At 45.8% G+C, this 25,123-nt stretch carries 19 protein-coding genes; 16 read left to right on the forward strand and 3 right to left on the reverse strand.

Features of this window, described 5'->3' with window-relative positions; genetic code table 11:
• Positions 1 to 6: 6 nt before the first annotated feature.
• The 8 genes from G636_RS0109535 (at position 7) to G636_RS0109570 (ending at position 11,562) form a co-directional block, all read left to right on the forward strand.
• Positions 7 to 2,613, forward strand: a complete 2,607-nt coding sequence (locus tag G636_RS0109535) for a DUF5696 domain-containing protein (protein ID WP_155832368.1) — start codon at positions 7 to 9, stop codon at positions 2,611 to 2,613.
• Positions 2,606 to 3,514: a carbohydrate ABC transporter permease gene (locus tag G636_RS0109540; protein ID WP_051226825.1), complete on the forward strand. Its 909-nt coding sequence runs from the start codon at positions 2,606 to 2,608 to the stop codon at positions 3,512 to 3,514. Before G636_RS0109535 ends, G636_RS0109540 begins: the two co-directional genes overlap by 8 nt.
• 14 nt (positions 3,515 to 3,528) lie before the next feature.
• On the forward strand, positions 3,529 to 4,491 hold the full coding sequence (locus G636_RS0109545; RefSeq protein WP_026507871.1) for a carbohydrate ABC transporter permease: 963 nt from the start codon (positions 3,529 to 3,531) through the stop codon (positions 4,489 to 4,491).
• A 77-nt stretch (positions 4,492 to 4,568) separates the two neighbouring features.
• Positions 4,569 to 5,414 (forward strand): glycoside hydrolase family 16 protein, encoded by an 846-nt coding sequence (locus G636_RS0109550; RefSeq protein WP_026507872.1) that lies wholly within the window; start codon positions 4,569 to 4,571, stop codon positions 5,412 to 5,414.
• A gap of 54 nt (positions 5,415 to 5,468) precedes the next feature.
• Positions 5,469 to 6,968 carry an ABC transporter substrate-binding protein gene (locus tag G636_RS0109555; protein WP_026507873.1) on the forward strand — a complete coding sequence of 500 codons (1,500 nt, stop codon included), beginning with the start codon at positions 5,469 to 5,471 and terminating at the stop codon, positions 6,966 to 6,968.
• A 106-nt stretch (positions 6,969 to 7,074) separates the two neighbouring features.
• Positions 7,075 to 9,297, forward strand: a complete 2,223-nt coding sequence (locus G636_RS0109560; RefSeq protein ID WP_026507874.1) for a glycoside hydrolase family 3 N-terminal domain-containing protein — start codon at positions 7,075 to 7,077, stop codon at positions 9,295 to 9,297.
• Positions 9,298 to 9,518: 221 nt separating this feature from the next.
• Positions 9,519 to 10,400 (forward strand): DUF6033 family protein, encoded by an 882-nt coding sequence (locus tag G636_RS18040; RefSeq protein ID WP_051226826.1) that lies wholly within the window; start codon positions 9,519 to 9,521, stop codon positions 10,398 to 10,400.
• 37 nt (positions 10,401 to 10,437) lie between these two features.
• On the forward strand, positions 10,438 to 11,562 hold the full coding sequence (locus G636_RS0109570; RefSeq protein WP_026507875.1) for a hypothetical protein: 1,125 nt from the start codon (positions 10,438 to 10,440) through the stop codon (positions 11,560 to 11,562).
• A gap of 36 nt (positions 11,563 to 11,598) precedes the next feature.
• On the opposite strand, the gene G636_RS20990 is transcribed toward G636_RS0109570, so the two are convergent.
• Positions 11,599 to 11,793, reverse strand: coding sequence for a flavodoxin domain-containing protein (locus tag G636_RS20990; RefSeq protein ID WP_026507876.1), 195 nt, complete (start codon positions 11,791 to 11,793; stop codon positions 11,599 to 11,601).
• Positions 11,794 to 11,994: 201 nt separating this feature from the next.
• Here G636_RS20990 and G636_RS0109580 point away from each other — a divergent pair, with 201 nt between their 5' ends.
• The 8 genes from G636_RS0109580 to G636_RS0109615 all read left to right on the forward strand — a co-directional run bounded on the left by G636_RS0109580 (position 11,995) and on the right by G636_RS0109615 (position 21,839).
• Positions 11,995 to 12,231: a Fur family transcriptional regulator gene (locus G636_RS0109580; RefSeq protein ID WP_026507877.1), complete on the forward strand. Its 237-nt coding sequence runs from the start codon at positions 11,995 to 11,997 to the stop codon at positions 12,229 to 12,231.
• Positions 12,232 to 12,451: 220 nt separating this feature from the next.
• Positions 12,452 to 13,777, forward strand: a complete 1,326-nt coding sequence (locus G636_RS0109585; RefSeq protein WP_026507878.1) for an FAD-dependent oxidoreductase — start codon at positions 12,452 to 12,454, stop codon at positions 13,775 to 13,777.
• A gap of 159 nt (positions 13,778 to 13,936) precedes the next feature.
• Positions 13,937 to 15,403: an ABC transporter substrate-binding protein gene (locus G636_RS18045; RefSeq protein ID WP_051226830.1), complete on the forward strand. Its 1,467-nt coding sequence runs from the start codon at positions 13,937 to 13,939 to the stop codon at positions 15,401 to 15,403.
• A 98-nt stretch (positions 15,404 to 15,501) separates the two neighbouring features.
• Positions 15,502 to 16,440: a carbohydrate ABC transporter permease gene (locus G636_RS0109595; RefSeq protein WP_035779389.1), complete on the forward strand. Its 939-nt coding sequence runs from the start codon at positions 15,502 to 15,504 to the stop codon at positions 16,438 to 16,440.
• 14 nt (positions 16,441 to 16,454) lie between these two features.
• Complete coding sequence (locus tag G636_RS0109600; RefSeq protein ID WP_026507880.1) at positions 16,455 to 17,297, forward strand: carbohydrate ABC transporter permease; 843 nt, start codon at positions 16,455 to 16,457, stop codon at positions 17,295 to 17,297.
• A 43-nt stretch (positions 17,298 to 17,340) separates the two neighbouring features.
• Positions 17,341 to 19,155 (forward strand): sensor histidine kinase, encoded by a 1,815-nt coding sequence (locus G636_RS19565; protein ID WP_051226832.1) that lies wholly within the window; start codon positions 17,341 to 17,343, stop codon positions 19,153 to 19,155.
• Between the two features lie 79 nt (positions 19,156 to 19,234).
• A complete protein-coding gene (locus tag G636_RS0109610; protein ID WP_196803077.1) occupies positions 19,235 to 20,896 on the forward strand; it encodes a response regulator in 1,662 nt (553 codons plus the stop codon).
• Positions 20,844 to 21,839: a glycoside hydrolase family 130 protein gene (locus tag G636_RS0109615; protein WP_026507882.1), complete on the forward strand. Its 996-nt coding sequence runs from the start codon at positions 20,844 to 20,846 to the stop codon at positions 21,837 to 21,839. The genes G636_RS0109610 and G636_RS0109615 overlap by 53 nt, the downstream gene beginning before the upstream one ends.
• An 80-nt stretch (positions 21,840 to 21,919) precedes the next feature.
• Here the strand turns inward: G636_RS0109615 and G636_RS0109620 are convergent, their stop codons facing one another.
• Positions 21,920 to 23,578, reverse strand: a complete 1,659-nt coding sequence (locus G636_RS0109620) for an alpha-glucosidase (RefSeq protein ID WP_026507883.1) — start codon at positions 23,576 to 23,578, stop codon at positions 21,920 to 21,922.
• Positions 23,550 to 25,091, reverse strand: a complete 1,542-nt coding sequence (locus G636_RS18055) for a glycosyltransferase (protein ID WP_051226834.1) — start codon at positions 25,089 to 25,091, stop codon at positions 23,550 to 23,552. The genes G636_RS0109620 and G636_RS18055 overlap by 29 nt, the downstream gene beginning before the upstream one ends.
• Positions 25,092 to 25,123 lie beyond the last annotated feature (32 nt).

Below are 25,123 nucleotides of genomic sequence, written 5' to 3' on the forward strand. Positions count from 1 at the left end.
CGGGCAATGATAGATAAGAGAAGGAATAGGATAATGAACTGCTGCATGGCCCTGATAATAGCAGGAAGTGGCCTTTTGGCAAATGCTATAAAGGCCTGTGCAGATGAGCCCCTTGGCACTTCTGACAGGCAGCAGGCAGAGGATGTCCTGTCTGATATGTCACTTGTGGCTTCTGACTCTGAGCTGGAGCTATATATAGATCCTGTCACAACAGCTCTTGCTGTGAGAGTGAAGGCCAGTGATGACTACTGGTTTTCCAATCCACCGGATTGTGATAATGACAGCCTGGCAGGCGAATATTACAAGGGACTGATGAAGTCCCAGCTTATTATCAATTACTTTAATGACAAGGTCCAGGAACAGACCATGGACAGCTATAACGACTCTACCTTTAAGGGCCAGTTCAGTATAGAAAATATCGAGGGCGGTGTCAGGGTCTTATATGAAATAGGAGAGCTGACTGACAGGTATGTGGTCCCTGGCATTATCAGCAAGGATCGTTTTGAAAGCTATCTGTCCAAAATGGATGAAAAAGCAGCCAAAAAAACAAAACGAAATTACTATTACCTGGACCTTGATGAAATGCATAGGGAGTCAGAAAAAAAGGAATACCTGGAAAAATATCCTGTTCTAAGTGAATACCCGGTATATGTTCTCAGCGAAGGCGTAAAGGATTACAAGCTGGAAGAGCTTACAGACTATTTTGAAGCTGCAGGCTATAGCAGAGAGGATATGCAAAATGATAATGCCACTAACGGATATATAAACGAAAATGATAAAGCGTTTTTTTCTATTCCTGTTGAATACCGTATAGAAGATGGGGATTTTATTGCAGAAATAATACCGGATGAAGTGGAATATGACAGTCAAAGCTTCTATTTGACTACTATTTCCCTGCTTCCATACTTTGGCGCTGCATCATCAGGGGAAGAGGGATATATCTTTGTCCCTGACGGATCGGGAGCACTTATTGATTTTGATAATGGCAAGCTATCCGGTACTGCGCCATACCTTGGCTATTGCTATGGAGAAGACAAGACTGAGCTGGCTGATGATAACAAAAAGTCAGAGCTTGATCAGAAGCTGTCAGTCAAAATGCCTGTATTTGGGATCAAAAAAGAGGATAAGGCATTTCTGGCGATCATAGAAAAGGGAGATGCAAATGCCACTATAAAGGCGGATATCTCAGGAAGAACAGATGATCAGAATAAGTGCTATGCGCTGTTTGACTATCTGACCTATGGAAGCGTCACCATGGATGAAGTCCTTGGAGCCAACAGCTTTCAGATCTATTCAAAGCCTGTTTTTCCGGAGAATTACAAGCTAAGATATGAATTTCTCTATGGGGAAGATGCTGATTATTCCGGCATGGCAAGGTGTTACCGTGACTATCTTTTAAACAGAGATATGTTGGGCTCAAAAGTGGATAAGGATACTGTGCCTCTGTATATCAGCTTTATAGGCGGGGCTAAGAAGTGGGAATCGGTGCTGGGACTAAAGCACAAAGCGCTGAAAAAGCTGACCACCTATGAAGCTGCAAAAAAAGCTGCGCAAGGTCTGATGGATAAAGGCGTAGATAATATCAAAATATCTTATCTTGGATGGACCGGGGGCGGTTATAAGGGGAGTTCCCCTGTAGCAGCCAAGGCAGCAGGGCTCCTTGAGAGCAAGGGATTATCTATAAAAGAGTTTGGACAGCAGATGAAAGAGCTTGATATCCCGCTATTTTGGGAAAGCGACTTTCAGTATGTATACAAGGACAAAATCCTGGATGGATATCAGGCAGAAAGACATAGTCCCAGATATTACGATAATACCATAGTGAATTCATATAAATACATGATCCCCAATAATATGCGGGATAAATCTGCTCCGGAAGCCCATATGATAAGCCCCTATTATCTGGAGGAGATCACAGGGGATTACATGAAGGCTACTGCCAAATATGCTCTGGACGGGCTTGGGATAGGTTATCTGGCTTCTGATCTATACGGTGATCACTATGAAGCGCATTACGTGGACCGGCAGAGCGCGGTCTATAGAAACAGCCAGGCTCTTGAAACGCTGTCTGAACAATACGAGGGCAGGCTCCTTGGCCAGAATGCCAATGCCTATGGCTTTAAATATCTGTCAGACATATTGGAAGCTCCTATGGACAGTAACAGGTGCCTGATCATTGACGAGGTGATCCCCTTTTATGAAATGGTCATACACGGATATATAAGCTACGCAGGTGATCCCATTAATCTGTCTGATGATATAGAGGGAAGCATATTGAAAAGTGTGGAGTGCGGAGCAGGCTTGTCATATTGCCTTATTACTGAAGACAGCTCTGTACTAAAGGATTCAGGCTTTGATGAGCTCTATTCCGTCAGCTTTGACGACTGGGAAGAAAAGATGGTGGATAGCTGGAGTCGTGCAAACTCTGTGCTGGAGCGGCTGATGGACAAGAAGATCTTAAAGCATGAAAAGCTCATGGATGGTCTCTACCGTACCAGCTACGAAAACGGAGCTTGTGTGCTGGTCAATTACAACAATACAGACCTGAATATAGACGGACAGACTGTCAAGGCCCGTGATTTTATTCTCGATGAGGGAAATAACTATGAATAAGAAAATGCTAATGCCAAAGAAGGAGACCATAGCAGGATACATGTTTATCCTTCCATTCCTCATAGGATTTTTTGCCTTCTTTGTGCCCATGCTCATAAAATCTGTGATCTACAGCTTCAGCAATATGACAGTGGAAAGCGGCGGTTATGTCCTGAGCGGTGCTGCATCTAACGGATTTGAACACTATATCAGAGCTCTTTTTATCGATCCGGATTATAACAGGGATCTATTAAAGGCTGTAAAGGACATGTTTTTAAATGTGCCTTTGGTGCTTATATTCAGCTTTTTTGCAGCTAATCTCCTTAATCAGAAATTCAGGGGAAGAGGGATAGCCAGGAGTATATTTTTCTTTCCTGTGATACTCACATCAGGAATACTGATGAGCATAGAAGCTTCTGACCTTCTCATATCCACGCTGGGGCCGGAAAATGCCTTATCCGCAGATGATGCCAATACTGTATTTAACGTGTCTCGTTTTTTGATCGAATATACAGGACTTCCCACAGCCCTTGTCATGTATCTCTCAAAGTCTGTGCTGGGGATATATGACATAGTAGTGGCTTCCGGTGTGCAGATCCTCATATTTCTGGCAGGACTCCAGGGTATATCACCCAGCCTCTTTGAAGCTTCCAATATGGAAGGGGCTACTGCCTGGGAAAACTTTTGGAAGATCACCTTCCCTATGATCAGCCCGCTAATACTGGTCAATTCCATCTATACCATCATAGATTCCTTTACCAGTGCGGGGAACGAGCTTATGACTGTCATAAAGAGGACCATATTTACGGATGTGAAATTTGGCTACGGCTCCGCCATGGCCTGGATCTACTTCCTGGTGATCGCCGTCCTTATCAGCTCCATAAGCGTAGTCGTAGCACGTAAAGTATTCTACATGGATTAAGAAGGTGCATGGTTATGAATAAATACAAAGTAAGAATCAGGCTGACACTGCCTGCTATGTCGCGTTTACTCTGGTCAATCGTGAGAGCGGTCATAGTTTTTGGGATATGCTTTGTGATCTTATATCCGCTATATCTCAAATTATCCGTTTCCTTTATGGATGAAAAAGACCTATATGATGCGACGGTACATTACGTTCCCAAAAACTTTACCCTGGATAATTACAAGAGGGTATTAGCTGGCCTTGAATATGGCAGAGCCTTTATAAATACTCTTGCGCTCTCTGCGCTGGTATCAGGCCTGCAGCTGTTTGCCTGCATGCTCACAGCATACGGTTTTGCAAGGTTTTACTTCCCTGGCAAAAATCTCTTGTTTGCATGCGTGATCTTCACCTTGATAGTACCGCCTCAGATAGTGATGCTGCCTATGTTCATGAATTTCAGATTCTTTGATCTCTTTGGTCTGTTTAAGAGGGCTATGGGACACAGTCTGAATCTCATAGACACTCCCTGGCCCCTGATCATACAGGCTATGACCTGCATGGGCTTTAAGAACGGGCTCTATATCTACATGCTGCGGCAGTATTTCAAGGGCCTGCCAAAAGAGCTGGAAGAGGCTGCCTTTGTGGATGGCTGCGGAAGATTTCGCACCTTTATCCAGATCATGCTCCCCAGCAGCGTGCCTATGATGGTCACAGTCTTCCTGTTTGGATTTGTATGGCAGTGGACCGACTCTTTCTACGTGGGTATGTATCTGCCAAAGGCCTGCCTCTTCTCCAATCAGCTCAGCTCCCTGGCTCAGGTCATGGCAAGGCAGTACCAGAATATGAGCGGCAGCATGAATTTCGTCAGTCCCGGCTTTGCATCAATGGTCAATAATACCGGTTCTATACTCATCATGCTTCCTCTTATCATATTGTATCTCTTTTGCCAGAGCTACTTCGTAGAGGGAATCGAACGCTCCGGCATCGTGGGATGAGTTGAGGCGCTCCCTCCCTGGGCAGCGCAGCAGGGAAGTGATGGCAGTTTATCGGTAACTATATAACGGGAGGGATTATGAAAAAGAGAGTAACAATTGTGGGAACAGCAATGCTATGTACCCTTTTCTTGGGGGCATGTGCAGGTATAAAGGAGAATGAAGTGGAAAACGAGATCAAATACGATTACGAAAACCTGAATTATGAGCTGGTATGGTCTGATGAGTTTGATTATGAAGGCAGGCCTGATCCTGAGAAATGGGGATATGAGACCGGCTATGTCAGAAATGATGAGCTCCAGTACTACACAGAGGGAGACAATGTCAAAGTCGAAGACGGTGTTATGAAGATAGAGCTCAGAAAGGAAGAAGATGGCAAAATCACCTCTGCAAGTGTCATGAGTCAGTACAAGGGCGACTGGAAGTATTGCAAGGTAGAGGTATCTGCAAAGCTTCCTCTGGGTCTTGGTACATGGCCTGCCATATGGATGATGCCCACTGATTCTGTATATGGCGAGTGGCCAAAGTCCGGAGAAATAGACATTTGTGAACATGTAGGCTGTGATCCCGGTGTGGTAGTGAGCACAGTACATACAGGCAAATACTGCGGAGACAGCAAAAAGAGTAATTGTATCAGGAAAAAGGATGTGAGCGAGGAGTTTCATCTTTACGGCCTGGAGTGGCTTCCTGACAAGATGATCTTTACAGTGGATGGCAAGGAAGTCCTTACATTTGACCCTCTGAAATATAATGACGGACTTACAAGCGATATATGGCCCTTTGATCAGCGCTTTTATCTCATACTGAATCTGGCATACGGGGGAAGCTGGGGCGGTATGAACGGAGTGGACGATTCATATTTTCCGGCTGAATATCAGATTGAATATGTTCGGGTATATCAGAGCCCGGAACTTCAAAAAAGATAATGAAAAAGTAGGGTTTTCATTATAAATCACACAAAAGAGAAAGGAAAAGAAGGTATGAAGAAGAAAATCGTGGCACTGGTGTTGTCCACCGCGCTAACGGCTTGTGCTGTGGCTTGCGGGGGCGAGGCAAAAAAGGATGAAGCAGCAAATTCAGGGGAGGAGTCGCTTGCTGCTAATGAAGCTATAGAAGAAGAGTCTTCTGAAACTCCTCAGGCTTCAGAACCGGAAGAGGAAGAAGAGACGGAAGAGACCTATGACTTTGGGGGAAGGGTTGTAAGGATCGGTTCGTATTATGACATGACTCCCGATCCCTCTCAGAATGAGTTTTCAAGAGCTTACTCAGAGAGGATCAAATATGTAGAGGACAACTATAACTGCAAGATCGAGTTTGTAAATCTTGGAGAGGATTACGAGAAGGCCTATATCACTTCTGTACTGTCAGGTACTCCTGTGTGTGATGCGGGATATATCCTGACCTACAGGCTCCTTCCTTCTCTTATAGAGGGAGGTATTGCATATCCTATAAGTGATCTGGGCGTGATAGATTTTACAGAACCTCAGTATTCCCAGCCTGTAACAGAGGCTTGCACATACAAGGGCAAGGTATATGCTCTGGCTCAGACAAGTGCAGAATGCCGTTACGGCATCTTCTATAACAAGACTCTCTTTGAAAGGTACAATCTTCCTGACCTTTATGAGCTTTATACCAAGGGTGAATGGAATTGGGACAAGTTCAAGGAGATAGCCCTGGCAGGCAATCAGGATCTGGACGGAGATGGCGAATATGATATCCACGGTTTCAATGAGAGACTGAGTCTGGCATGGAACTATATGGCTTCCAATAATGCAGATGCTGTTAAGAGCACAGATGCAGGTATTGAGCTGGCTCTTGAGACTCCTGAAGCTATGCAGGCTCTTGAAGCCTATGCTGATTTTATGCAGAATGTGCCTCACCTTAGCGGCTGGCTGGGCGACTGGCAGAGCCAGATCTGGGACTTTAGAGATGGCAATTCCTGCATGTGTCTCGAAGAGTGGTGGATCGCTCCCGAGTATCTGGATGAAATGGAAGATGATTGGAGCTTTGTTCCCTTCCCTATTGGACCAAACGGCAGCGAATATGTTTCCTATGGTAAAGAATCATCACCCCTTATGATTCTCAACGGAATAGAAAAGCCTGAAGAAGTGGCACAGATCATAGACCTGATCTATCAGAGCTTCGAAGATGAAGAAGATTGGAATGATGCTATCGAAGCAAAGTTTGAAGCAGATGCAGATGATGCAGGTGCTGTAGAAGTAGTAATGGATCTGAAGGATAAGATACAGATCTCACCTATCCTTGGCTTTTCAGAGCTGGATTCTATGGTAAATGAGATGCTGACCACTATTGAATATGGTGAAAATACACCTGCCAATGCGCTTGAGAGCTACAGATCATCTCTTGAGGCTGCGGTAGAAGATATTAAGACCCATGATTATTCCAATGATCTTCAGGAAGAGATATCTGAAGAGGAGGCTGCGGAATCTGAAGAGGATACATCAGAGTCCGATGACTGAGAGTAAGCTGTTGTAATGACATAAATTACACTAAAGGGCTTATAAGTGGAGGGGATGGTATTTCCAGCCCCTCCGTATTTTTGAAACGAGGACGGTGCAAAAGCAAATGATAGAGGCAAAGCTCAAAGAACTAATAGAAGATATGTCGGTGGAGGAAAAAGTCGGGCAGCTCGTGATGCTGGAAGGCTCCTATTTTGAAAAAGATGCTCTGGTGACGGGGAATATCAATGAAAATAACTGCGATACAGAATCGTTAAAAGCCTTTGCCGGCAGTACTATTGGGATATCCGGAGCGGAAACGGTTCGCTCCATCCAGAAAAAGCAAATGGAAGATCAGCCTCATCACATCCCCATGCTATTTATGCTGGATGTGATACATGGCTATCGCACCGTTTTTACCTGTCCTTTGGGACAAGGTGCATCCTTTGATCCTGAAATGTCCCGGAAATGTGCAGAGATTGCTGCCAGAGAGGCCGCTGCGTCCGGGATACACATTGTCTTTTCTCCCATGGCTGACCTGGTAAGGGATTCCAGGTGGGGAAGAGTCATGGAATCTACAGGCGAAGATGTATATCTAAACGGCAGGATGGCATCTGCCATGGTAAAGGGTTATCAGGGTGATAATGCAGGCGATCCTCTTAGAGTAGGTGCATGTGTAAAGCATTTTGCAGGCTATGGAGCTCCTGTAGCCGGCAGGGAATATTACAATGTGGAGTTGTCTGAGCATACCCTTAGAGAATATTATCTGCCTGCTTACCAAAAGGCAGTGGAAAGCGGCTGCGAGATGGTAATGAGTGCTTTTAATACCTGGAACGGTATCCCCTGCTCAGGCAACAGATGGCTGATGAAAGATGTACTAAGGGACGAGATGGGCTTTGATGGTGTAGTCATATCTGATTGGGGTGCTGTTGCAGAGATGACCATGCACGGCTTTTGTAGGGATAATAGGGAAGCTGCCGGGGCTGCACTTAAGGCCGGAGTGGATATTGATATGTGCGGCAATGCTTATGCGGAGCATCTTGCAGAGCTTGTGGCTAAAGGGGATATAGACAGCTCGCTACTGGACGAGGCGGTAATGAGAGTGCTAAGGCTCAAGAATAAGCTGGGGCTTTTTGAGAACCCTTATAAAGATGCGGATATCAGGCTGGAGAGAGAGATAATACTCTCTAAGGAGCATAGAGAACTGGCCAGGGAAATGGTGAGAAAATCTATAGTTCTATTGAAAAATGATAAATATGATGACGAAAATGTCCTTCCTTTGAAAAAGGGAAAGCTGGCATTTATCGGACCGTATGTGGATAATGCTGACATGGACAGCTCCTGGGCTGTAAATGGAGATGTCCTTGATCAGATCAGTATAAAAAAGGCTGCGCTGGAATTCTGGGATAAAGGTGACCTTCTCTTTGCAGATGGCTGCACAATGCTGGATAATCACACTGTCGGTGCCAGATACTACTATGAGGATGAGGCTTTTTGCAGCAAAAATGACTCTTTGTTAAAGCAGGCAGTGGAAGCGGCCAAATGCGCGGATACGCTCGTGTTGTGCCTGGGCGAACACAGGGCTCAAAGCGGCGAAGCATCCAGCAGGGCCCGGATAAAGCTTCCAAAGGTACAGCTTAATCTCCTTAGGGAACTGGCAAGGAGCGGCAAAACGATAATAACGCTTATATTCAGCGGAAGGCCTCTGGAACTTGAAGAGATATTAAAATATTCTCATGCCGTAATGATGGTTTGGCTCCCCGGCACAGAAGGTGGGCACGGGATAATGGATGTGCTTACAGGTAAGCACAATCCATCAGCCAAGCTCCCCATTAGTATTCCCTACAACGAGGGCCAGCTTCCCATCTCTTATGATCAGTATTCAACAGGACGCCCCCGCACAGGCATTCATACGGGGGAATATACCTCGGGCTATATTGATGTGCCCAACGAGCCGCTGCTTCCTTTTGGATATGGGCTTAGCTATACAGACTTTAATATATCTAAGGTGAGTCTATCCTCTGATCATATGCTTGAAGATGGTACGATAACTGCCACTGTCAGGATCTCTAATCAGGGAGATGTGGAGGGTACAGAGACTCTCCAGTTATACCTGCAGGATGTGGCAGCGAGCAGAGTCCGTCCTATCCTTCAGCTAAAGGGCTTTAAGAAGATCAGCCTGAAAGCAGGTGAGGAGAAGCTTGTAAGCTTTTGCATCAGCAAAGAGCAATTATCTTTTATCAGGGCTGATGGCAGCTACGGCTGTGAAGAAGGGATCTTTAGACTTTGGATAGATAATAGCAGCAAGGTAAAAGAGCCTGTGACCTTTGAGCTTATAAAGAAAGGCTGATACATAATTTGCCGCAAGGCTTAAAAGCTTTTGGCCCTGGCTAATTATGTAAGTCAAAAGATCCGATATACAGTATGAGATAGGTGTAAAAGTATCCTTTGGCACCTATTCATAGTGTATTTATTTGGAGCCTTATCTGTTATTTATCTCATAAGCAGTAATAGGAGGGCTTCACGTCGAAAAGGATTTCGGCGGGCACCATCAACAAGGAGGTGGATTATATGAGTTCTATACAAGGTCTATCTGCATATCAGCAGACCGGCAGATCCTGGCAGGCTGGAAGTACAGGCAAGGCAGGAAGCACTGCTGCGTCCTCGAAAGCGGCAGAAACAGCTTCCAAGACGGCTGTGGAGACAAAGCCCTGGACGCCGCTGGATAGCGCAAGTTCCCTGGTTCCCAGACAAACTGAATATGGTAATACCATAGGCGATGTACAGCTGTCTGATAAGGCAAAGTCTTATTATGAACAGCTCAAATCCAAGTATCACAACCTGGAATTCATTGCTGTGAGTGGGGCTGTCAAGGATCAGGTGCAGAAGAATGCTGCATCCTATGGTAATGCCAATAAGATGGTAGTCCTCATTGATGAGGAAAAGCTGGAGAAAATGGCAACAGATGAAGCCTTCCGTAAGAAATACGAGGGCATCATAGCCATGTCCTCAGCCAAAATCTCCCAGCTTGGCAAAAGCCTTCAGGGTAGCGGCTCACCTGTCACAAACTTTGGAATGTCTGTGGGAAGTGACGGAAGAGAGAGCTTCTTTGCCACAGTAGACAAGAGCTTTGAGGCTCAGAACAAGATGGCCGAAAAGCGCGCTGCCAAAAAGAAGGAAGAAAAGGCTAAAGAGAAAAAGCTGGAAGAGAAGAAAACGGCAGAAAAACGTCTGGAGAAGGCAAAAGAAAAGAAAGCTGGTGAAGCCGGTGAAGCTGATGATGATACAAAGGCTGAAGGTGTAGCAGAAGAAAGGGAGTACGGCATCATAGAGGCAGGTTCTGTGGATGAGCTTTTGTCCAAGGTACAGACCTATTCCTATAACAATTCCATGAACCATGTAATGGCTGATTCTGAGCGTATGCTTGGCGGACATGTGGATTTCAAGGGCTGAGCTTTATGAGCTCTTTATCAGAGCAGGGAGAATTTAGATGAATATCTCTTTTAATAATCTAAATTCATATATACCCTATAACGGGAATAATAATATCCCGGGCTCTTTAAATGCCCGGGACAGCTCTCTGCGGCAATTTCTGCCTGCAGCAAGAGGTGAAAATGCGGATAAGCAAAATGCCTTTAGCTCCATCACAGACAGAATAAAGAATGATAAGGAAAAAAACTCCAGGCAGATGAGAAATCTCATCAGGGATATTAAGAAAAGCCCTGCGGAACAGGCTAATCCCTATTCTGCCACTATAAAGGACAAAGAAAACGGCTTCCTGCAGCTATCTGGTGCTCCCGAAGCAGAAAATGAAGATGAAAATGATGAGCCCGTAAAATACAGCAGCAGGGAAGTAGAGAGTAAGATCCAGAGAGCCAAATCTTCTACCAGCGCAGGTCTTGCAGTGATAGCAGCAAAGCGTAAGGTAAGTGAAGTGAAGCGGCAGATGGCAAGAGGCGATGGCGACCCGGAAGAACTGCAGATGGCTCTGAATCATGCAAAGGGCATGGAGAGAGTAGCAAAGAAAAAGAAGCATCATCTGGAACTGGAAGAGCTGGTTGAGAATACAGGAAAGAGAGATGAGAAGCTCAGGGGGGAAGAACAGACAGCCTCTCAGCTGGAAAACATGGTGATCTCCGCTTGTGAAGATAAGCTTGCCAAAGCTGAAGAAGAACTGGCTGCTGAGCAGGAAGAAATGATATCTGCAGCCATTGAAGAGATGAAAGAGCAGGGCGAAGAGATCACGAAGGAAGCTCTGGCAGATTTGAATGATATGGTCTCTGAAATGACTAAAGAGACTATGGATGAGCTGGAAGAAAATATGGAGATCCTGGAGCTCATGGAAGTGGTAGATCCCCACATGAGTAAGGAAGACCTGGAAGATTTAAAGAGAAAGCATAGAGCCTCTGAAGAAAAAGAAATGGTAAAGCTTGATATGGACTATCTAAAGGCTATAACCAAGCATGAGCTTGAAAAAGCAGCAGAGGGCAGATCTCCTGCGAGCGGCAGCGGCACTCATCCCATGCCCGCTATGCCTTTTGGCTCATTTACCGGTGCAGTCGCAAGCTCCGGTTTTTCAGCAGGCAGCGGTGGCGCCGTGGATGTACAGGTATGAATGACATAGAAGTGCATCCATGCACTTCTGAGCATGTCAGAATACATCCGTGTATATGACATAGAAGTGCATCCATGCACTTCTGAGCATGTCAGAATACATCCGTGTATATGACATAAAAGTGCATACGCTTGCCTCAGCGCCTGCGTCACTTATTCCTTTTGCAACAGCCTCAGCCATTGCCTGAGTATTACCACTTCCGGTCCAGTAAACAACCTTGATATTTTTCATGCTTTTATATCCTTTCTGAAAATTAATATTAGCTGAATTTAACTCTTGAAACAGATGTTAGCTTATGCTAACATTGTGATCAATAAACGGTGATGATAACTTTTATCACGCACTGGAAGACTGCAGGATGACCCGTTTGGAGACGGGTATCTTTTTTAACCGGCAGTTAGATAAGACTAATACATTAAAAGGGAGGACTAGATGAGTGATGAGCAGATCATCGAGGCACTTAGACAAAGAGGAATGCGTATAACAAAACAGAGAAGGCTGGTAGCACGCATTATCGCGGATAATGACAGAGCAAGCTGCAAGGACATATGCTGCATGGTGAGAAGTAGAGATGGATCCGTTGGCATTGCTACAGTATATCGCATGATCAAGGATCTGGAGGATCTGGGTATAATAGAGAGAATTGATATGATCAAACTTAATTACTGATAGGTCCATATTCGATCTTGTGAAAGCATGGATCGATAAAATATGACAATTAGTCATATTTTGCACATTATAACTGCATATATCGGATATTAGAAATGACTCCCTGTCTGTAAGATTATTTATGGAAACCATTATCTTACGGGCCGGGAGCTTTTTGTTTGTTTTGGGCTGACCCTCCATCCCTTGCGGAAATGCCCGCTCCCGGTCTTGCGTGCTGATTTTGAGACGAGGAGAAAGGAAGTGGAGTAAGGTGAAATATGATGTACTTGTGGCAGGTGGCGGCCCTGCAGGTGTAGCAGCAGCTATAGCCAGTGCCAGGGAAGGGGCAAGGACACTGCTCATTGAAAAGGAAGCCTGTCTGGGCGGCATGGGTACTGTGGGAGGTGTTCCTGCATACGGGCCATTCTATGATGAGGACATTGAGCTGATAGGAGGCATAGGTCAGGAACTCCTTCATAAGCTCATGGAGGATGACCTTATCCCGGAAAAGGCCAGGAACACCAGGTGGTATGCCATTGATTCCGAGAGACTAAAAAGACTCCTGGATGAAATGGTGGCAGATAACGGTGTCGATATCCTCCTGCATACATATCTGACAGGAGTGACTGGGGAAGATGGCCATCTGCTGTCTGTAGAGTGTGTTAATAAATCAGGTAAATTCAATATAGAGGCGGATATATTTATTGACTGCACGGGAGACGGAGACCTGGCTGTTATGGCAGGGGCAGGATATGAATACGGTGATGAAGAGGGCAGAGTACAGGCGGGCACGCTATGCTTTAAGATAGCAGGCTTTGATACTGATGCTTTCCTGAAATATGCACAGGAGAGCGGAGAAGATGGGAACCTTAGCCTGGCAGTGGCCAGGGCCAAAAAGGATGGTGCTTTTGTCCCTAATGAAATGAGCGTCTGCGGCATTGGTATATATGCGGACGGGGTAGCCAGCTTTAATTTTGGCCATGTATATAATATCAGGCCTCTGGATAGCGACGGACTGACAAGGGCTGAGATGGAAGCAAGGGCTGCGCTCCCAAGGCTTATGGAATTTATCCGAAGATATGTGCCCGGAGCTGAAAATGCAGTACTTGCAGCCTCCGGCCCCTGTATAGGTATCAGGGAGAGCAGGAGAATAGTAGGAAGGGACAGGGTGACTCGGGCCGATTATGATAAAAGAGCCAAACATGCTGACGGTATAGCAGCCTACAACTATCCCATAGATCTCCATCCTCCTGTTCCTGCTTTGTGGGATGAGGATAAGAATAAGAGTCTCTATGTCACATCAAGATATAAACACGGCGAGTCCTATGATATACCCTACGGTTGTCTTCTTCCCGCAGGGCTGTCCAACGTTATGGTTGCAGGCAGGTGTATCAGCAGTGACAGAGCCATGAATGCTTCTGTCAGGTTGATGCCTATATGCTTTGGTACGGGCCAGGCAGCGGGAACGGCAGCTGCCCTGTGCACAGCGGAGGGCATAAAGCCCTGGGATCTGGATACGGACAGATTAAGGGATATGCTCATTGCCAATAAATGTATCATTGGCTGAGGTGATGATATATGATGAAATAAGAGCAATGATTTGATCGTATATATTCTTACGTCAAAAACTGAACATTACAGCGTCATTTGATGAATTTACCCCCGAGGATCATTTCAATACAATGAACTCATCAAACAACAACCGCTGTATATGGGAGGGCAGTAAATGAGAAGAAAAAAATTAACAGCACTGATAATGACTGGCACAATGCTGATGGGCCTGCTGACAGGATGTGGTCAGGACAGTAGCGAGGCTCAGACAGGAACTGAGATCAAGGCTGAGGAAACAGCCAAGGCTCAGGAAGAAAAAACTGCAACTAAGGACGAGGTCAAAGAAGAGGCAAAAGAAGAGTCAACGGGAGAAAAGACCACTATCACAGTCTGGACCAAGGATCGTCACGATGCGGAGTACATGCAAAGCAAGGTTGATGAGTACAATGCCACTAACACTGACAATATCGAGGTAGTATATGAGATCTACTCAGATAACTATCCTCAGGCGGTAGATATGGTATTTCAGAACGGTGATGCTCCGGATATCTTTGTATTCCAGGAGCAGATGTTCAGAAATTATGTCAATGCCGGCAAGTATGCGGATATCACTCCTTTTATGGATGATGAGTTCAAAGAGACCTTTGGCTGTAATCTTATTGATGATTACAATGTGATCGATGGTAAATGTTATTTTGTTCCTACGGCTGCTACGGTCTGCAGACTCTTCTACAACAAAGATATCTTTAAGAGAGTGGGCATTGATAAGGCGCCTGAGACTCTGGATGAGATGGTAGAAGATGCAAGGCTGATCACATCACAGCTCTCCGGAGAAGGAATCTATGGTTTTGCGGCTAATATGAAGGGTGCTCAGTCAGCACTGTCCAGATCACTTATGAAGCAAGGCGAAAGAGAACTGGGTATCAAGTTTGGATATGACTTTGGGACAGGAAGGTATGATTTTACAGGATATGAGAATCTGGTAAGCGCCTGGAGGACACTTATGTCTCCTGAATGCGCATTCCCCGGATGTGAGTCACTGGATATCGATCCCTTAAGGACTCAGTTTGCAGATGGCAAGATCGGTATGTATATCTCCTTTACCCATGCAGAGCCCGGTGTATATGCCAATCAGTTCCCCATGGAAGAGGAATGGGGCTGCGCACAGCTTCCTGTAACAGACGGCAAGGTTGTAGGCGCAGAGCACTATCAGCCTATGAACGGCTATCTCTTTAATGCAGAGAGCACTCATCTGGAAGAGGCCTGGAAGGTATACCGTGCTATATTCACCAATGTGGATGTACTTAGGGGATATTATGAAGGCGGCTTTGGCATATCAACAGTACCTGCAGTCATAGAGGGTGCTCAGCCTGCCCAGTACTATCTGGACAATCCCGACCTTCTCATCTGTGACACCGATGCAGTATATCCTTCCACACCTCAGGAAGCCAATGTGGACGCTGTGATCGTAGAAGGCATGAACATGTATGACAGCATGGCAGAACTGATTTGGGGAAATGGCGACATCGCGGCAGGTCTTCAGGATCTGACAGACAGATATAATACAGCCCTTGATGCAGGTATTGCAGAAGGCATTGGCAGCGAGATCAGGATTGACGGATTCGATCCTATGAATCCTTGATGACAAGTATATAAGGCCAATATTCAGGGGGATGCCGCAGCAAAATCCCGGTATCTCCCTTTTAATGGCCTTTTTTAACAAGGGAAAGGACAAAGCAAATGCATCAGAGCAATATAATATCTGCTTCGAAGAGAAAAAGGATCATCCTGGATAATCTTCGTTCATACAGTATGCTCCTGCCTAATCTCATCCTCTTCTTGGCTTTCTCGGTATATCCTGTCATATGGACTCTCAGGTTTGTATTTTACAGGTATGGCGGCTACGGAGCTTCTGTTCCGAAGTTTGTAGGCTTTGATAATCTGATCCGTGTATTTGGGGATCAGATATACTGGAAAGCGGTGAGAAATACCTTTGTATATGCGGGAGCCAAGATACTATTTATCATACCTGCAGCTTTTTTTCTTGCACTATTACTTAACAGGAAAAGAAAGGGCAACGGTCAGCTCCAGAGCATCATCTTCATGCCTACCATCATGAGCTCTGCTGTTATGGGACTGGTCTTCTATCTGCTCTTTAATGTTTATAACGGGCAGATCAACAGATATCTCATGGACTGGAATATTATAAGTGGACCCATTAACTGGCTGGGTAAGGATCATGCCATGAAGACCCTGGTCATTACAGCTGTCTGGGGCGGTGTGGGCAATTATATGGTCTATTTCATAGCCGGACTTCAGCAGATATCCCAGGAGGCACTGGAAAGCGCCAGGATAGACGGCGCAGGAAGACTACAGACTCTATGGTTTGTGACCATACCCATGCTGGGACCTATACTCAAGATCATCCTGATGCTATCTATAACAGCAGCATTTTCTGATATCAATACTGTAATGGTACTTACTGAGGGCGGACCTACAAATGCCACTATGGTAATGGCTCTTTATGGTTACCAGTTCTTCTTTCCGGTGTCTGCGGGCACGTCCATTACTCCGCAGTACGGCTACGGCGCTGCAGTCAGTACGGTATCAGCCCTTATTGCAGGGATAGTCACAGTGCTGTATCTGATACTGTCCAGAAAAATGGATGATGTTTATTAGGAAGGAGCAGGGATTTGAAAAAGACTAAGAATATGATCCTGGAGGCTGTAGCGAGCATATTTATCATAGCTATGGTCATATTTACCTTATATCCTGTTACATATACAGTCATTGGATCATTTAAGACCAACAGTGAGCTGACTCTGGGCGGGAGCTTTTTGCCCAAGGTCTGGCACCCTGAGAATTATGTGCAGGCCTTTATCCAGGCTGATTTTATAAAGTATACCTGGAACAGCGTGACACTTAGTATATCAGTCATGGCTCTTGCGACACTGACTGCATCACTGGCGGGCTTTGTATTTGCCAGAAGGGATTTTGCAGGTAAGAGATTCTGGCTAACCCTCTATACCTCGCTTATGTTCATAGCCCTGGGATCCGTAACCTTGTATCCTATCTACAATCTGCTGACAACCTTTCATCTGAATAAATCCATGCTGGGTCTCATACTGGCACTTGTCAGCGGTCAGGCATCCAATGTGCTCCTTACTATGGGCTTTGTAAAAGGGATACCAAAGGAACTGGATGAAGCTGCTATCATAGATGGATGCAGTCTGTACGGTATATTCTTTCGCATCATATTGCCTCTTATCAAGCCTATCATAGCTGTGGTCGCTCTCTTTGCCTTTAGACATGCCTGGAACGACTATATCACCACGCTGGTCATGACCATATCACTTCCCAGACTCAGGACTTTGACAGTGGCTGTAGTACAGCTAAAGTACGCAGTAAATGCTGCAGCGGAATGGCATATCATGCTGGCAGGAGCATCCATTGCCATACTTCCTATCATCATCGTATATGCCTTTTGCCACAAGCAGTTTATAGGCGGTTTGACACTGGGAGCTGTAAAAGGTTAAGATTCAAAGAAGAGGCGTGTTTGCAAGCAGGTAAAGGATTATTATGAAGGTATTTGGTAATCTGCGATTTCGTACTAAGCTTATCATAGTGTCTGTGATGATCCTTATCTTTAATAGTGTCATCAGCGGCGGTTTGTATTATAACAGAGCCTACGGGGATACTCTCAGGAATTATTATTCCAGCTCTGAAGATATGGTATCGCAGATGAAGATGCAGCTCTCTGGTGAAATGAGATCCATTACCGGCAGGGTCTACGCCATTGTTAATAATCTTTCTTTTTATACCCCCATGTCCCAATATCTTCAGAATCCTGACTCTATCAGTTATGTGAAGCTGATGGGCGAGATGTCTGATGTTATATCTGAATTTTATCAGGGAGACCGTTATGTCCACTCGGTGAGTATAGAGACCGAACACGGGAGCTTTGATAATTTCACCAGGATAAGGGAGCATGATTTTCATTTCATGGAATCCTTTATGCATGATTATTTCCTGGAGAATCCGGGGGAGACTATATGCAGGTATCCTGCCATGAAGTCGCCTATCTTCAAGGGGAGTGAGCTTGTGATACCTGTGGTATACAGATTCCGTATCAGCCAGCAGGATCTCTATATCGTAGTGAGCCTGCAGCAGTCGGAGATAGAAAAGTTCCTAAAGGACACCTATGACTCCTATGACAGCATATTTATCGCAGATGCAAAAGGGGAAAATGTGCTGGGCTATGATGAGGATAAGGCTGCTATCCTTGCGGGCTTTGAAGAGCTGGATGAGGAGATGAAAGCTCTGTGCAGGGAAGTGGAGTATAATGGCGAAAACTACCTTGCCACCTTAGCTGTGATGAGCGGCAGCGGCTGGAAGATATGTGCACTTAAAAAGGCAGACTCTCTGGTAGGTGATCTAAAGCAGCTAAGAATATTCATACTGATCCTGATGCTGGTATCTGTAGCTGTGAGCATAGTCCTGATAGTGATAGTGGTGCGGGGGATGACAGCGCCTCTGGGGAGACTCAGCGAACTTATGAACAGGGCCAGCAAAAGTGAGAACTTTGATAAACGCTTTGATTATCCCTATACGGATGAGATAGGAGCTCTTGGTCAAAGCTTTAACTATATGACAGATAAGATAGACCATCTCATTGGAGAACTTGGTGCCAATATAGAAGAGCTAAGGGAGGAGAAGGAAAGGGTAAAGCTGGTTGAGCTGCAAAAGAGGAAGGCAGAGCTAAAGGCTCTGCAGGCTCAGATCAATCCCCATTTTCTCTATAATACCCTTAATGCCATAACCTGGCAGGCTACGGATTCTGAGGTACCGGAGATAGCAGTGCTATCCAACTCCCTGGGTAAGTTCTATCGTGTGAGTCTTAGCGGCGGCAGAGAAGTGATCACCATAGGCGAAGAACTTGAGCATGTGAGAAATTATCTAAGGATCCAGGGGATACGTTACAAGGACAAGCTGCAGTACGAGATGGATATAGAAGATGGCGTGGAATCATTATACACCATCAAGCTGATCATACAGCCTCTGGTGGAAAATGCTATCTATCACGGCATCAAACCTAAAGAAGGTATAGGACATATAAAGATAAGTGTCAGGAGGCTTGTGCAGGCCGGAAAGAGGTTGCTGCAGATCCTGGTGGAAGACGACGGAGAAGGCATAAAAGAGGACAGGCTTATTGTGATAAGGCGGGGACTCACATCAGGCTATGCAGGGCAGGGAGACGGCTATGGCATCTACAATGTTAATGAGAGGCTGAAACTTGGCTATGGCGACGACTATGGACTGACTATTGATAGTGTATCCCATAAGGGTACAAGAGCGATCATCCTGATGCCCATCATGACCACCGAGGAAGGATGAGAGCTTAGGATATGCAGGATGGCTGCTTGATCACCTGCGCACATTGGCCCTGGGGATATATGATGACATGGAGGTATATATGGAGCATTACGATATAGTCATAGCTGATGATGAAGCATATGTTACGGAGCTTTTGGCCAAACAGCTCAATCAGGAAGGCAGCCCCTTCCATGTGGTGGGCAGAGCCCAAAATGGCCAAGAGGCACTGGAGATAATAGAAAAAGAGAGCCCCGATATCCTCCTGACAGATATCTGCATGCCGGTCATGGATGGACTGGAATTGATAAGAGAGCTGCACAGAAAAGGGATCAGGGTAAAGCCTGTGATCATAAGCGGCTATGACGATTTTGATTATGCAAGGCAGGCTATGTCACTGGGAGTTACAGATTATCTCTTAAAGCCTTTTTCCAAAGAAGAGGTAATTGAGGTACTAGAGAAGATTGCTGCAGACATAGACCATCAGGAGATGCTGATGAACAATATCCATCAGATGGAGCTGGCGCTGGAAGACTCAAGGCAGCTATATCTGGAGCAGTTCTTCAGAAGGATACTGGATGATAAGATATCTGCCTCTGAAATAGAAAAAGAGGCTCCGGGGCTGGGTCTTAATGGGAAGATCAGCCGTGTGGCTGCGGGGATCATACGTATGAGCGCTCCCGGGGGAAAACATGAGAAAGAGCTTACAGGTCTTTTGGATTCTGTAGGGGATAATATTTTTGGCGAGAAAGTATCTGTGTATTTCCTGAATATGGGCGGCAGGCAGATAGTGGCCGTATTCCTTGGGACCTGCAGCAATGATCTGAGCTTTAAAAGGGCCATCGCAGATGGCATGGGCTCTATAAGAGAGAGCCTTGCCAGATATTATGACTATCCCTTTGGCTGCGTGGTGGGAGGCATATATGAAGATATGTCCGGTCTGTCTCGCTCCTACAGGCAGGCTATGTCCGTATGGAAGACCATGCTGGATTACGAGCCCCTGCCTATATTTTATGATGATCTGGCAGGGGAAAAGGCTGATGAACAGTCATCTGCAAAGCGCCCTACAGAAGCGGAGGGGCAGCTCCTTCGCGCTATAGAGATGGGACAGGAAGACAAGGCGGGAGAGATCCTATATGAGATACTTCGCTATTATGAGGGGATCCATGTAGACCAGGGAGAGTTTGTCAGTGTATCATTGGCTGAAATGGTCTTTGATATATCCGATGCTCTGCAGAAAGCAGGCGGAGCTGATCCTCTATGGGAGGATGAGGAGCTGGTGAAATATCTTAAAGAGCATTTTGAATATGGAAGTCTTTGGGATACTCACAGGGCGCTCCAGCAGTATATATCCAGATGCTGTAGCCGTTTTGCCATGATAAACGAGAAGCAGGGTGATCGGATTGTATATCAGGTAAAAGAACTTATAGAACATAATATATCTAACGAAGAACTGAGCCTGGAAAGCGTCTCCGGAATGCTCTACTTTTCTCCCAATTATGTGAGACAGATCTTTAAGCAGATAACCGGGGAGAGCTTTATGACTTATCTCATACGAAGGAGAATGGAGACTGCAGGAGAACTTTTGCGTAATGAAGAGGTCATGATCCAGGATGTTGCTGCTATGACGGGGTATAGCAATCAGCGCTATTTTGCAAGCTGTTTCAAAAAATATTATGGAACTACACCAACAGACTATAGGAGGGGGAAAGATGGGAAAGATGTATCCGGGGCTGCATTCAAGCAGCGTGGTAAAGAGGTTTGAGGGAGGAAGGCCTATCCTTAGCAGTAAGGACATACCCTACGAAGCAGACTGCATATTTAATGCAGGAGTTGCCAAGTATCGAGGCAGATATGTGATGCTCTTTAGAAACGACTATCAGTTTGATGGCAAGGGCGCTTTTGGAAGGACTGTGATAGGACTTGCCTTTTCGGATGATGGCATCAAATGGAAGGTGGAGGATAAGCCCTTTCTGACTCTGGAGGATATGGGGGATGAAGAGATCACCAGAGTATATGATCCAAGGCTCACTGTGATAGAGGATAAGTGCTATATCTGCTTTGCAGTAGATACCAGGCATGGCCTTAGGGGCGGTATAGGTGTTACTGAGGATTTTAAGCATATGGAGCTTTTATCAATGACTGTACCCGATAACCGCAACATGGTCCTTTTCCCTGAGAAAATCGATGGTAAATTTGTACGTCTGGAAAGGCCCTTTCCTGTATATTCCAGAGGAGGTATAGACAGGTTTGATATATGGATGTCCAGGTCCTATGATATGAAATACTGGGGAGAATCAGAGCTTCTTATGGGGGTGGAGGATGTACCCTTTGCCAATGACAAGATAGGACCCGGCGCACCTCCTATCAGGACAGATGCAGGCTGGCTGACTCTCTTTCACACTGTGGATATAGACCATTCGAGGGGGAAGAATGGCTGGGAAGAGAGGTGGCAAAAGCGCTACTGCGCAGGAGTGATGCTTCTGGACCTTGAGGACCCTTCCAGGATCATAGGCATGAGCAAAGAGCCCCTTATTGCTCCGGAGACAGCCTATGAAACAGATGAGGGCTTTAGGACCAATGTGATCTTCCCGGGAGGTCTGATTCTTGAGGATGACAAAACAGTGAAGATCTACTACGGAGCATCGGATACCGTGGAGTGCCTTGCGACTGCCAGGGTAGAGGATCTGATAGAGTTATGTCATTGAATTGAAAACTTATATTGACTGTACCTGAAACGGCAGTGCTTCTTACCTTGTTTAAAGCTTGTAAGAGCACTGCCGCTTTATTAGTCTTTATATCTGTATATCCTGCATTCAAAGGGTCTTAGAAAGCCTCTGATATGGCCTTCTTTTTCATAATTGCACAGGACGAGCCTGGCTTTTTTGCCTATATATTTGTCGGGTCTTTTGAGCTTTACAGGAAGGCGCGAGAAAGAGCATATGATCAGATAGCTCTCATTATCCAGGCACCTGTCATATACATATAGCTGCCTGTCCTTTGGGAAATACTCTTTGTATTTGCCATAAATGAGAGTGTCTGAGCTCTTCCTTAGTTTCAGGCATTTGCGGTAGAAATTCAGTATGCTGCTCTCATCCTTTTCCTCACCTGCCACATTGATCTTTTTATAATTGGGATTTACATAAAACCAGGGGCGCACGGTGGAAAAGCCTGCATATTGGGAGTCATCCCACTGAACAGGCGTGCGGGCAGAATCTCTGCTGGATAGATGTATCCTCTTTAATCTTTTATCGGGGTCTTCCTTTTTGTGATAATTGTAATAGTTATTTTTGGAGGATATGTCCATGTAATGCTCTATGGAAGGCAGGCGGATATTGGTCATGCCGATTTCCTGGCCCTGATAGATAAAGGGAGTACCCTTTAGGAAGAGGTAGCAGGCGGCCAGCATCTTGCCGCTTTCCTTCCAGTAATAGTGACTTCCATAGCGACTGATGATCCTGGGATGGTCGTGGTTTTCCATATAGAGGGCATTCCAGCCCTTGCCCTCCAGAGCATACTGCCAGCTGGAAAAGGCTTTTTTGAGCTTGGGCAATGAGAAGGGCCTGTGCATGTACTCTGTATAAAAACAGTCAGCCATCATATGGTCAAAGGAGAACATCATATCCAGTGATTTGGTGGGACCTGTGAGATAATCCATGGCTGTCTTTATGGTAGTCATGGGTCCTTCGCCTACCTGGAAGCAGTCATATTCATTGCAGACCTGTCTGAATTCTGCAAGGTACTCGTGGATATGGGGACCGTCCTTGTAATGGGGCATTCCCTTGGCAGCAGGCAAAAAAGGCAGACCGTCAGGCAGTCCTTCTTTTTTGGAAATGAAATTGATGACATCTTCTCTAAAGCCGTCAACACCCATATCCAGCCAGAAGCGCATGATGGACTTTACTTCTTCTCTGACCTTTGGATTATCCATATTTAGGTCAGGCTGCTTTTTGGCAAAGATGTGCAGATAGTACTGGCCTCTCTCGGGAACATATTCCCAGGCCTTGCCTTCAAAGAGGGAATCCCAGTTATTGGGCTTATCCCGCCAGATATAGTAGTCGCTGTAGGGATTGTCAGCTCCTTTTTTGCTCTCGATAAACCAGGGATGCTCATCGGAGGTGTGATTGATGACCAGGTCCATGATGACCTTGAGGCCCAGCTCGTGGGCTTTATCAAGGACCTTCCTGAACTGATCCAGGTCACCGTAATCGGGATGGATATCCTTGTAATCGGAGATATCATAACCATAGTCGGCATTGGGAGAGGGGTATAGGGGCGAAAACCATATACCGTCTACGCCCAGGGACTTTATATATTCCAGCTTGTCATATACGCCGTACAAGTCACCTATACCGTCTCCGTCACCATCAGCAAAGCTTCTGATCCAGATCTGGTAGAAGCTCATCTTTTTGTACCAGTCACTCTTTGTCACTGTTTGTGAATTCATCAATCTTACCTCTGAATTTTTCAAAACCATCTTTGACGTCAGTTGTCAGATCTTCAAAATTCTCTCTGATATCGCTTCGCATCTCTTTGATGTTGTCTTTGATATCAGTTCGCATTGTGTCTATGTTGTCTTTGATATCAGTTCGCATGGACTCAAGGTTGTCTCTGATGCCGTTTGTGAGATCATCAAGGTTGCCCTTAAGATTATCTGTAAACTCCTGGAAGTTGTCCCTCATGCCTTCGTATATGGTCCTGGGCTGGTCTACAAACACCTTCCTGGTACCGTTTAGTACCATGGCTGCGGAGTTTGTCAGGTACTCCAGGCTCTGATGCTTTCTGTGACCAAAGTCTCCTCTAAGAGCCATCTCATGGATCTCTTCATAGCGTTTGTAAGCTATTCCTACAGCATCCTCCCAGGAGATGTATATCTCGTCCATGGCATGCATTCCCACATCCTTCATATGATCAGGATCTGCGGCCAGCCTTGTAAGGAGCTCTGCCATGGCCTTTGGCGTTTCATCTATGATAAAGCCGTTCCTGTCATGGCTGATGCCCTCGGCAGCACAGGAATCCTTGATAAGGACGCTTGCCAGGCCGCAGGCTGCAGCTTCTCTTACCACTATGCCGTTGGTGTCATATACGGAAGGGAAGAGGAAGAGGTCTGCTCTGGTATTCCAGGCTCTTAGCTTTTCTCTGTCATGCTCCGGACCTGTGAAGATGACCTTGTTATCTATATTGTACTCCTTGGCTAGCGTCTGCATCTCTTCCAGGTCTGCACCTCCTCCCACAAATACCATGCGGAAGTCTATGCCGTTATCATGAAGGAGCTTTAGTGCATCCAGTATCAGAGGCAGCCCCTTGTATTTCATGATCCTGCCTACGAAGAGGAACAAAGGGACGCCCTTTGGCAGGTCATAACCTTCGCTTGCCGCGGCAGCCTCCTTATCACTGACTTTGCCCTTTGGGAAATCCACTCCGTTTGGCATGACACGGTATTCTCCTTCAAAGCCAAGGGATTCCAGGTTCTTGCCGGCGCCTTTAGATACTACCCATACATCGTCGCAGGCTTCAATATTTTTGACCATGGTCTTTATGGTCTCTTTGCCCAATATGCCTTCGCCTACAGCTCTTGCAATATCCACATCGAATTTGGTGTGGTAGGTAAAGATGATGGGGCGACCGGTCTCTTTTCTTAGTATCCTGGCCAGGATAGTGGAGGAAGCAGGGCAGTGGCTGTGGATGATATCAGGGGAGCCGCCCACGATCTCAGCAATCTCTCTTATGGCAAGAGGATTACCGGTCCTGTAACCCTTGATAAAATCTGTGGTATCAAAGCTTGGGTAGTCTATTACCCGGTAAGGATATGAACCGTAATCGGTATCCGGATACCTGGGTGTGGCTACTGTCACATTTGCACCGTATTTATCAGTCAATACTTCCCCGTAGTTCATGACTACATTGGCTACGCCGTCTATTACCGGCGGGAAGGAATCGTTTAGTAAGCAGATATTCATATTGTGTCTCCTGACGATCATTATCTTTTGAG

This window comes from Butyrivibrio sp. MC2013, from assembly GCF_000424585.1.
GTDB lineage: Bacteria > Bacillota > Clostridia > Lachnospirales > Lachnospiraceae > Butyrivibrio.

Excerpts from the sequence above, each read along its gene's own strand:
- G636_RS18045 (WP_051226830.1), top strand. The coding sequence starts at position 13,937 with ATGAGAAGAAAAAAATTAACAGCACTGATAATGACTGGCACAATGCTG.
- G636_RS0109540 (WP_051226825.1), top strand. The coding sequence starts at position 2,606 with ATGAATAAGAAAATGCTAATGCCAAAGAAGGAGACCATAGCAGGATAC.
- G636_RS0109570 (WP_026507875.1), top strand. The coding sequence starts at position 10,438 with ATGAATATCTCTTTTAATAATCTAAATTCATATATACCCTATAACGGG.
- G636_RS0109545 (WP_026507871.1), top strand. The coding sequence starts at position 3,529 with ATGAATAAATACAAAGTAAGAATCAGGCTGACACTGCCTGCTATGTCG.
- G636_RS0109615 (WP_026507882.1), top strand. The coding sequence starts at position 20,844 with ATGGGAAAGATGTATCCGGGGCTGCATTCAAGCAGCGTGGTAAAGAGG.
- G636_RS0109555 (WP_026507873.1), top strand. The coding sequence starts at position 5,469 with ATGAAGAAGAAAATCGTGGCACTGGTGTTGTCCACCGCGCTAACGGCT.
- G636_RS0109580 (WP_026507877.1), top strand. The coding sequence starts at position 11,995 with ATGAGTGATGAGCAGATCATCGAGGCACTTAGACAAAGAGGAATGCGT.
- G636_RS20990 (WP_026507876.1), bottom strand. The coding sequence starts at position 11,793 with ATGAAAAATATCAAGGTTGTTTACTGGACCGGAAGTGGTAATACTCAG.
- G636_RS0109595 (WP_035779389.1), top strand. The coding sequence starts at position 15,502 with ATGCATCAGAGCAATATAATATCTGCTTCGAAGAGAAAAAGGATCATC.
- G636_RS18055 (WP_051226834.1), bottom strand. The coding sequence starts at position 25,091 with ATGAATATCTGCTTACTAAACGATTCCTTCCCGCCGGTAATAGACGGC.
- G636_RS0109610 (WP_196803077.1), top strand. The coding sequence starts at position 19,235 with ATGGAGCATTACGATATAGTCATAGCTGATGATGAAGCATATGTTACG.
- G636_RS18040 (WP_051226826.1), top strand. The coding sequence starts at position 9,519 with ATGAGTTCTATACAAGGTCTATCTGCATATCAGCAGACCGGCAGATCC.
- G636_RS0109620 (WP_026507883.1), bottom strand. The coding sequence starts at position 23,578 with ATGAATTCACAAACAGTGACAAAGAGTGACTGGTACAAAAAGATGAGC.
- G636_RS0109550 (WP_026507872.1), top strand. The coding sequence starts at position 4,569 with ATGAAAAAGAGAGTAACAATTGTGGGAACAGCAATGCTATGTACCCTT.
- G636_RS19565 (WP_051226832.1), top strand. The coding sequence starts at position 17,341 with ATGAAGGTATTTGGTAATCTGCGATTTCGTACTAAGCTTATCATAGTG.
- G636_RS0109560 (WP_026507874.1), top strand. The coding sequence starts at position 7,075 with ATGATAGAGGCAAAGCTCAAAGAACTAATAGAAGATATGTCGGTGGAG.
- G636_RS0109535 (WP_155832368.1), top strand. The coding sequence starts at position 7 with ATGATAGATAAGAGAAGGAATAGGATAATGAACTGCTGCATGGCCCTG.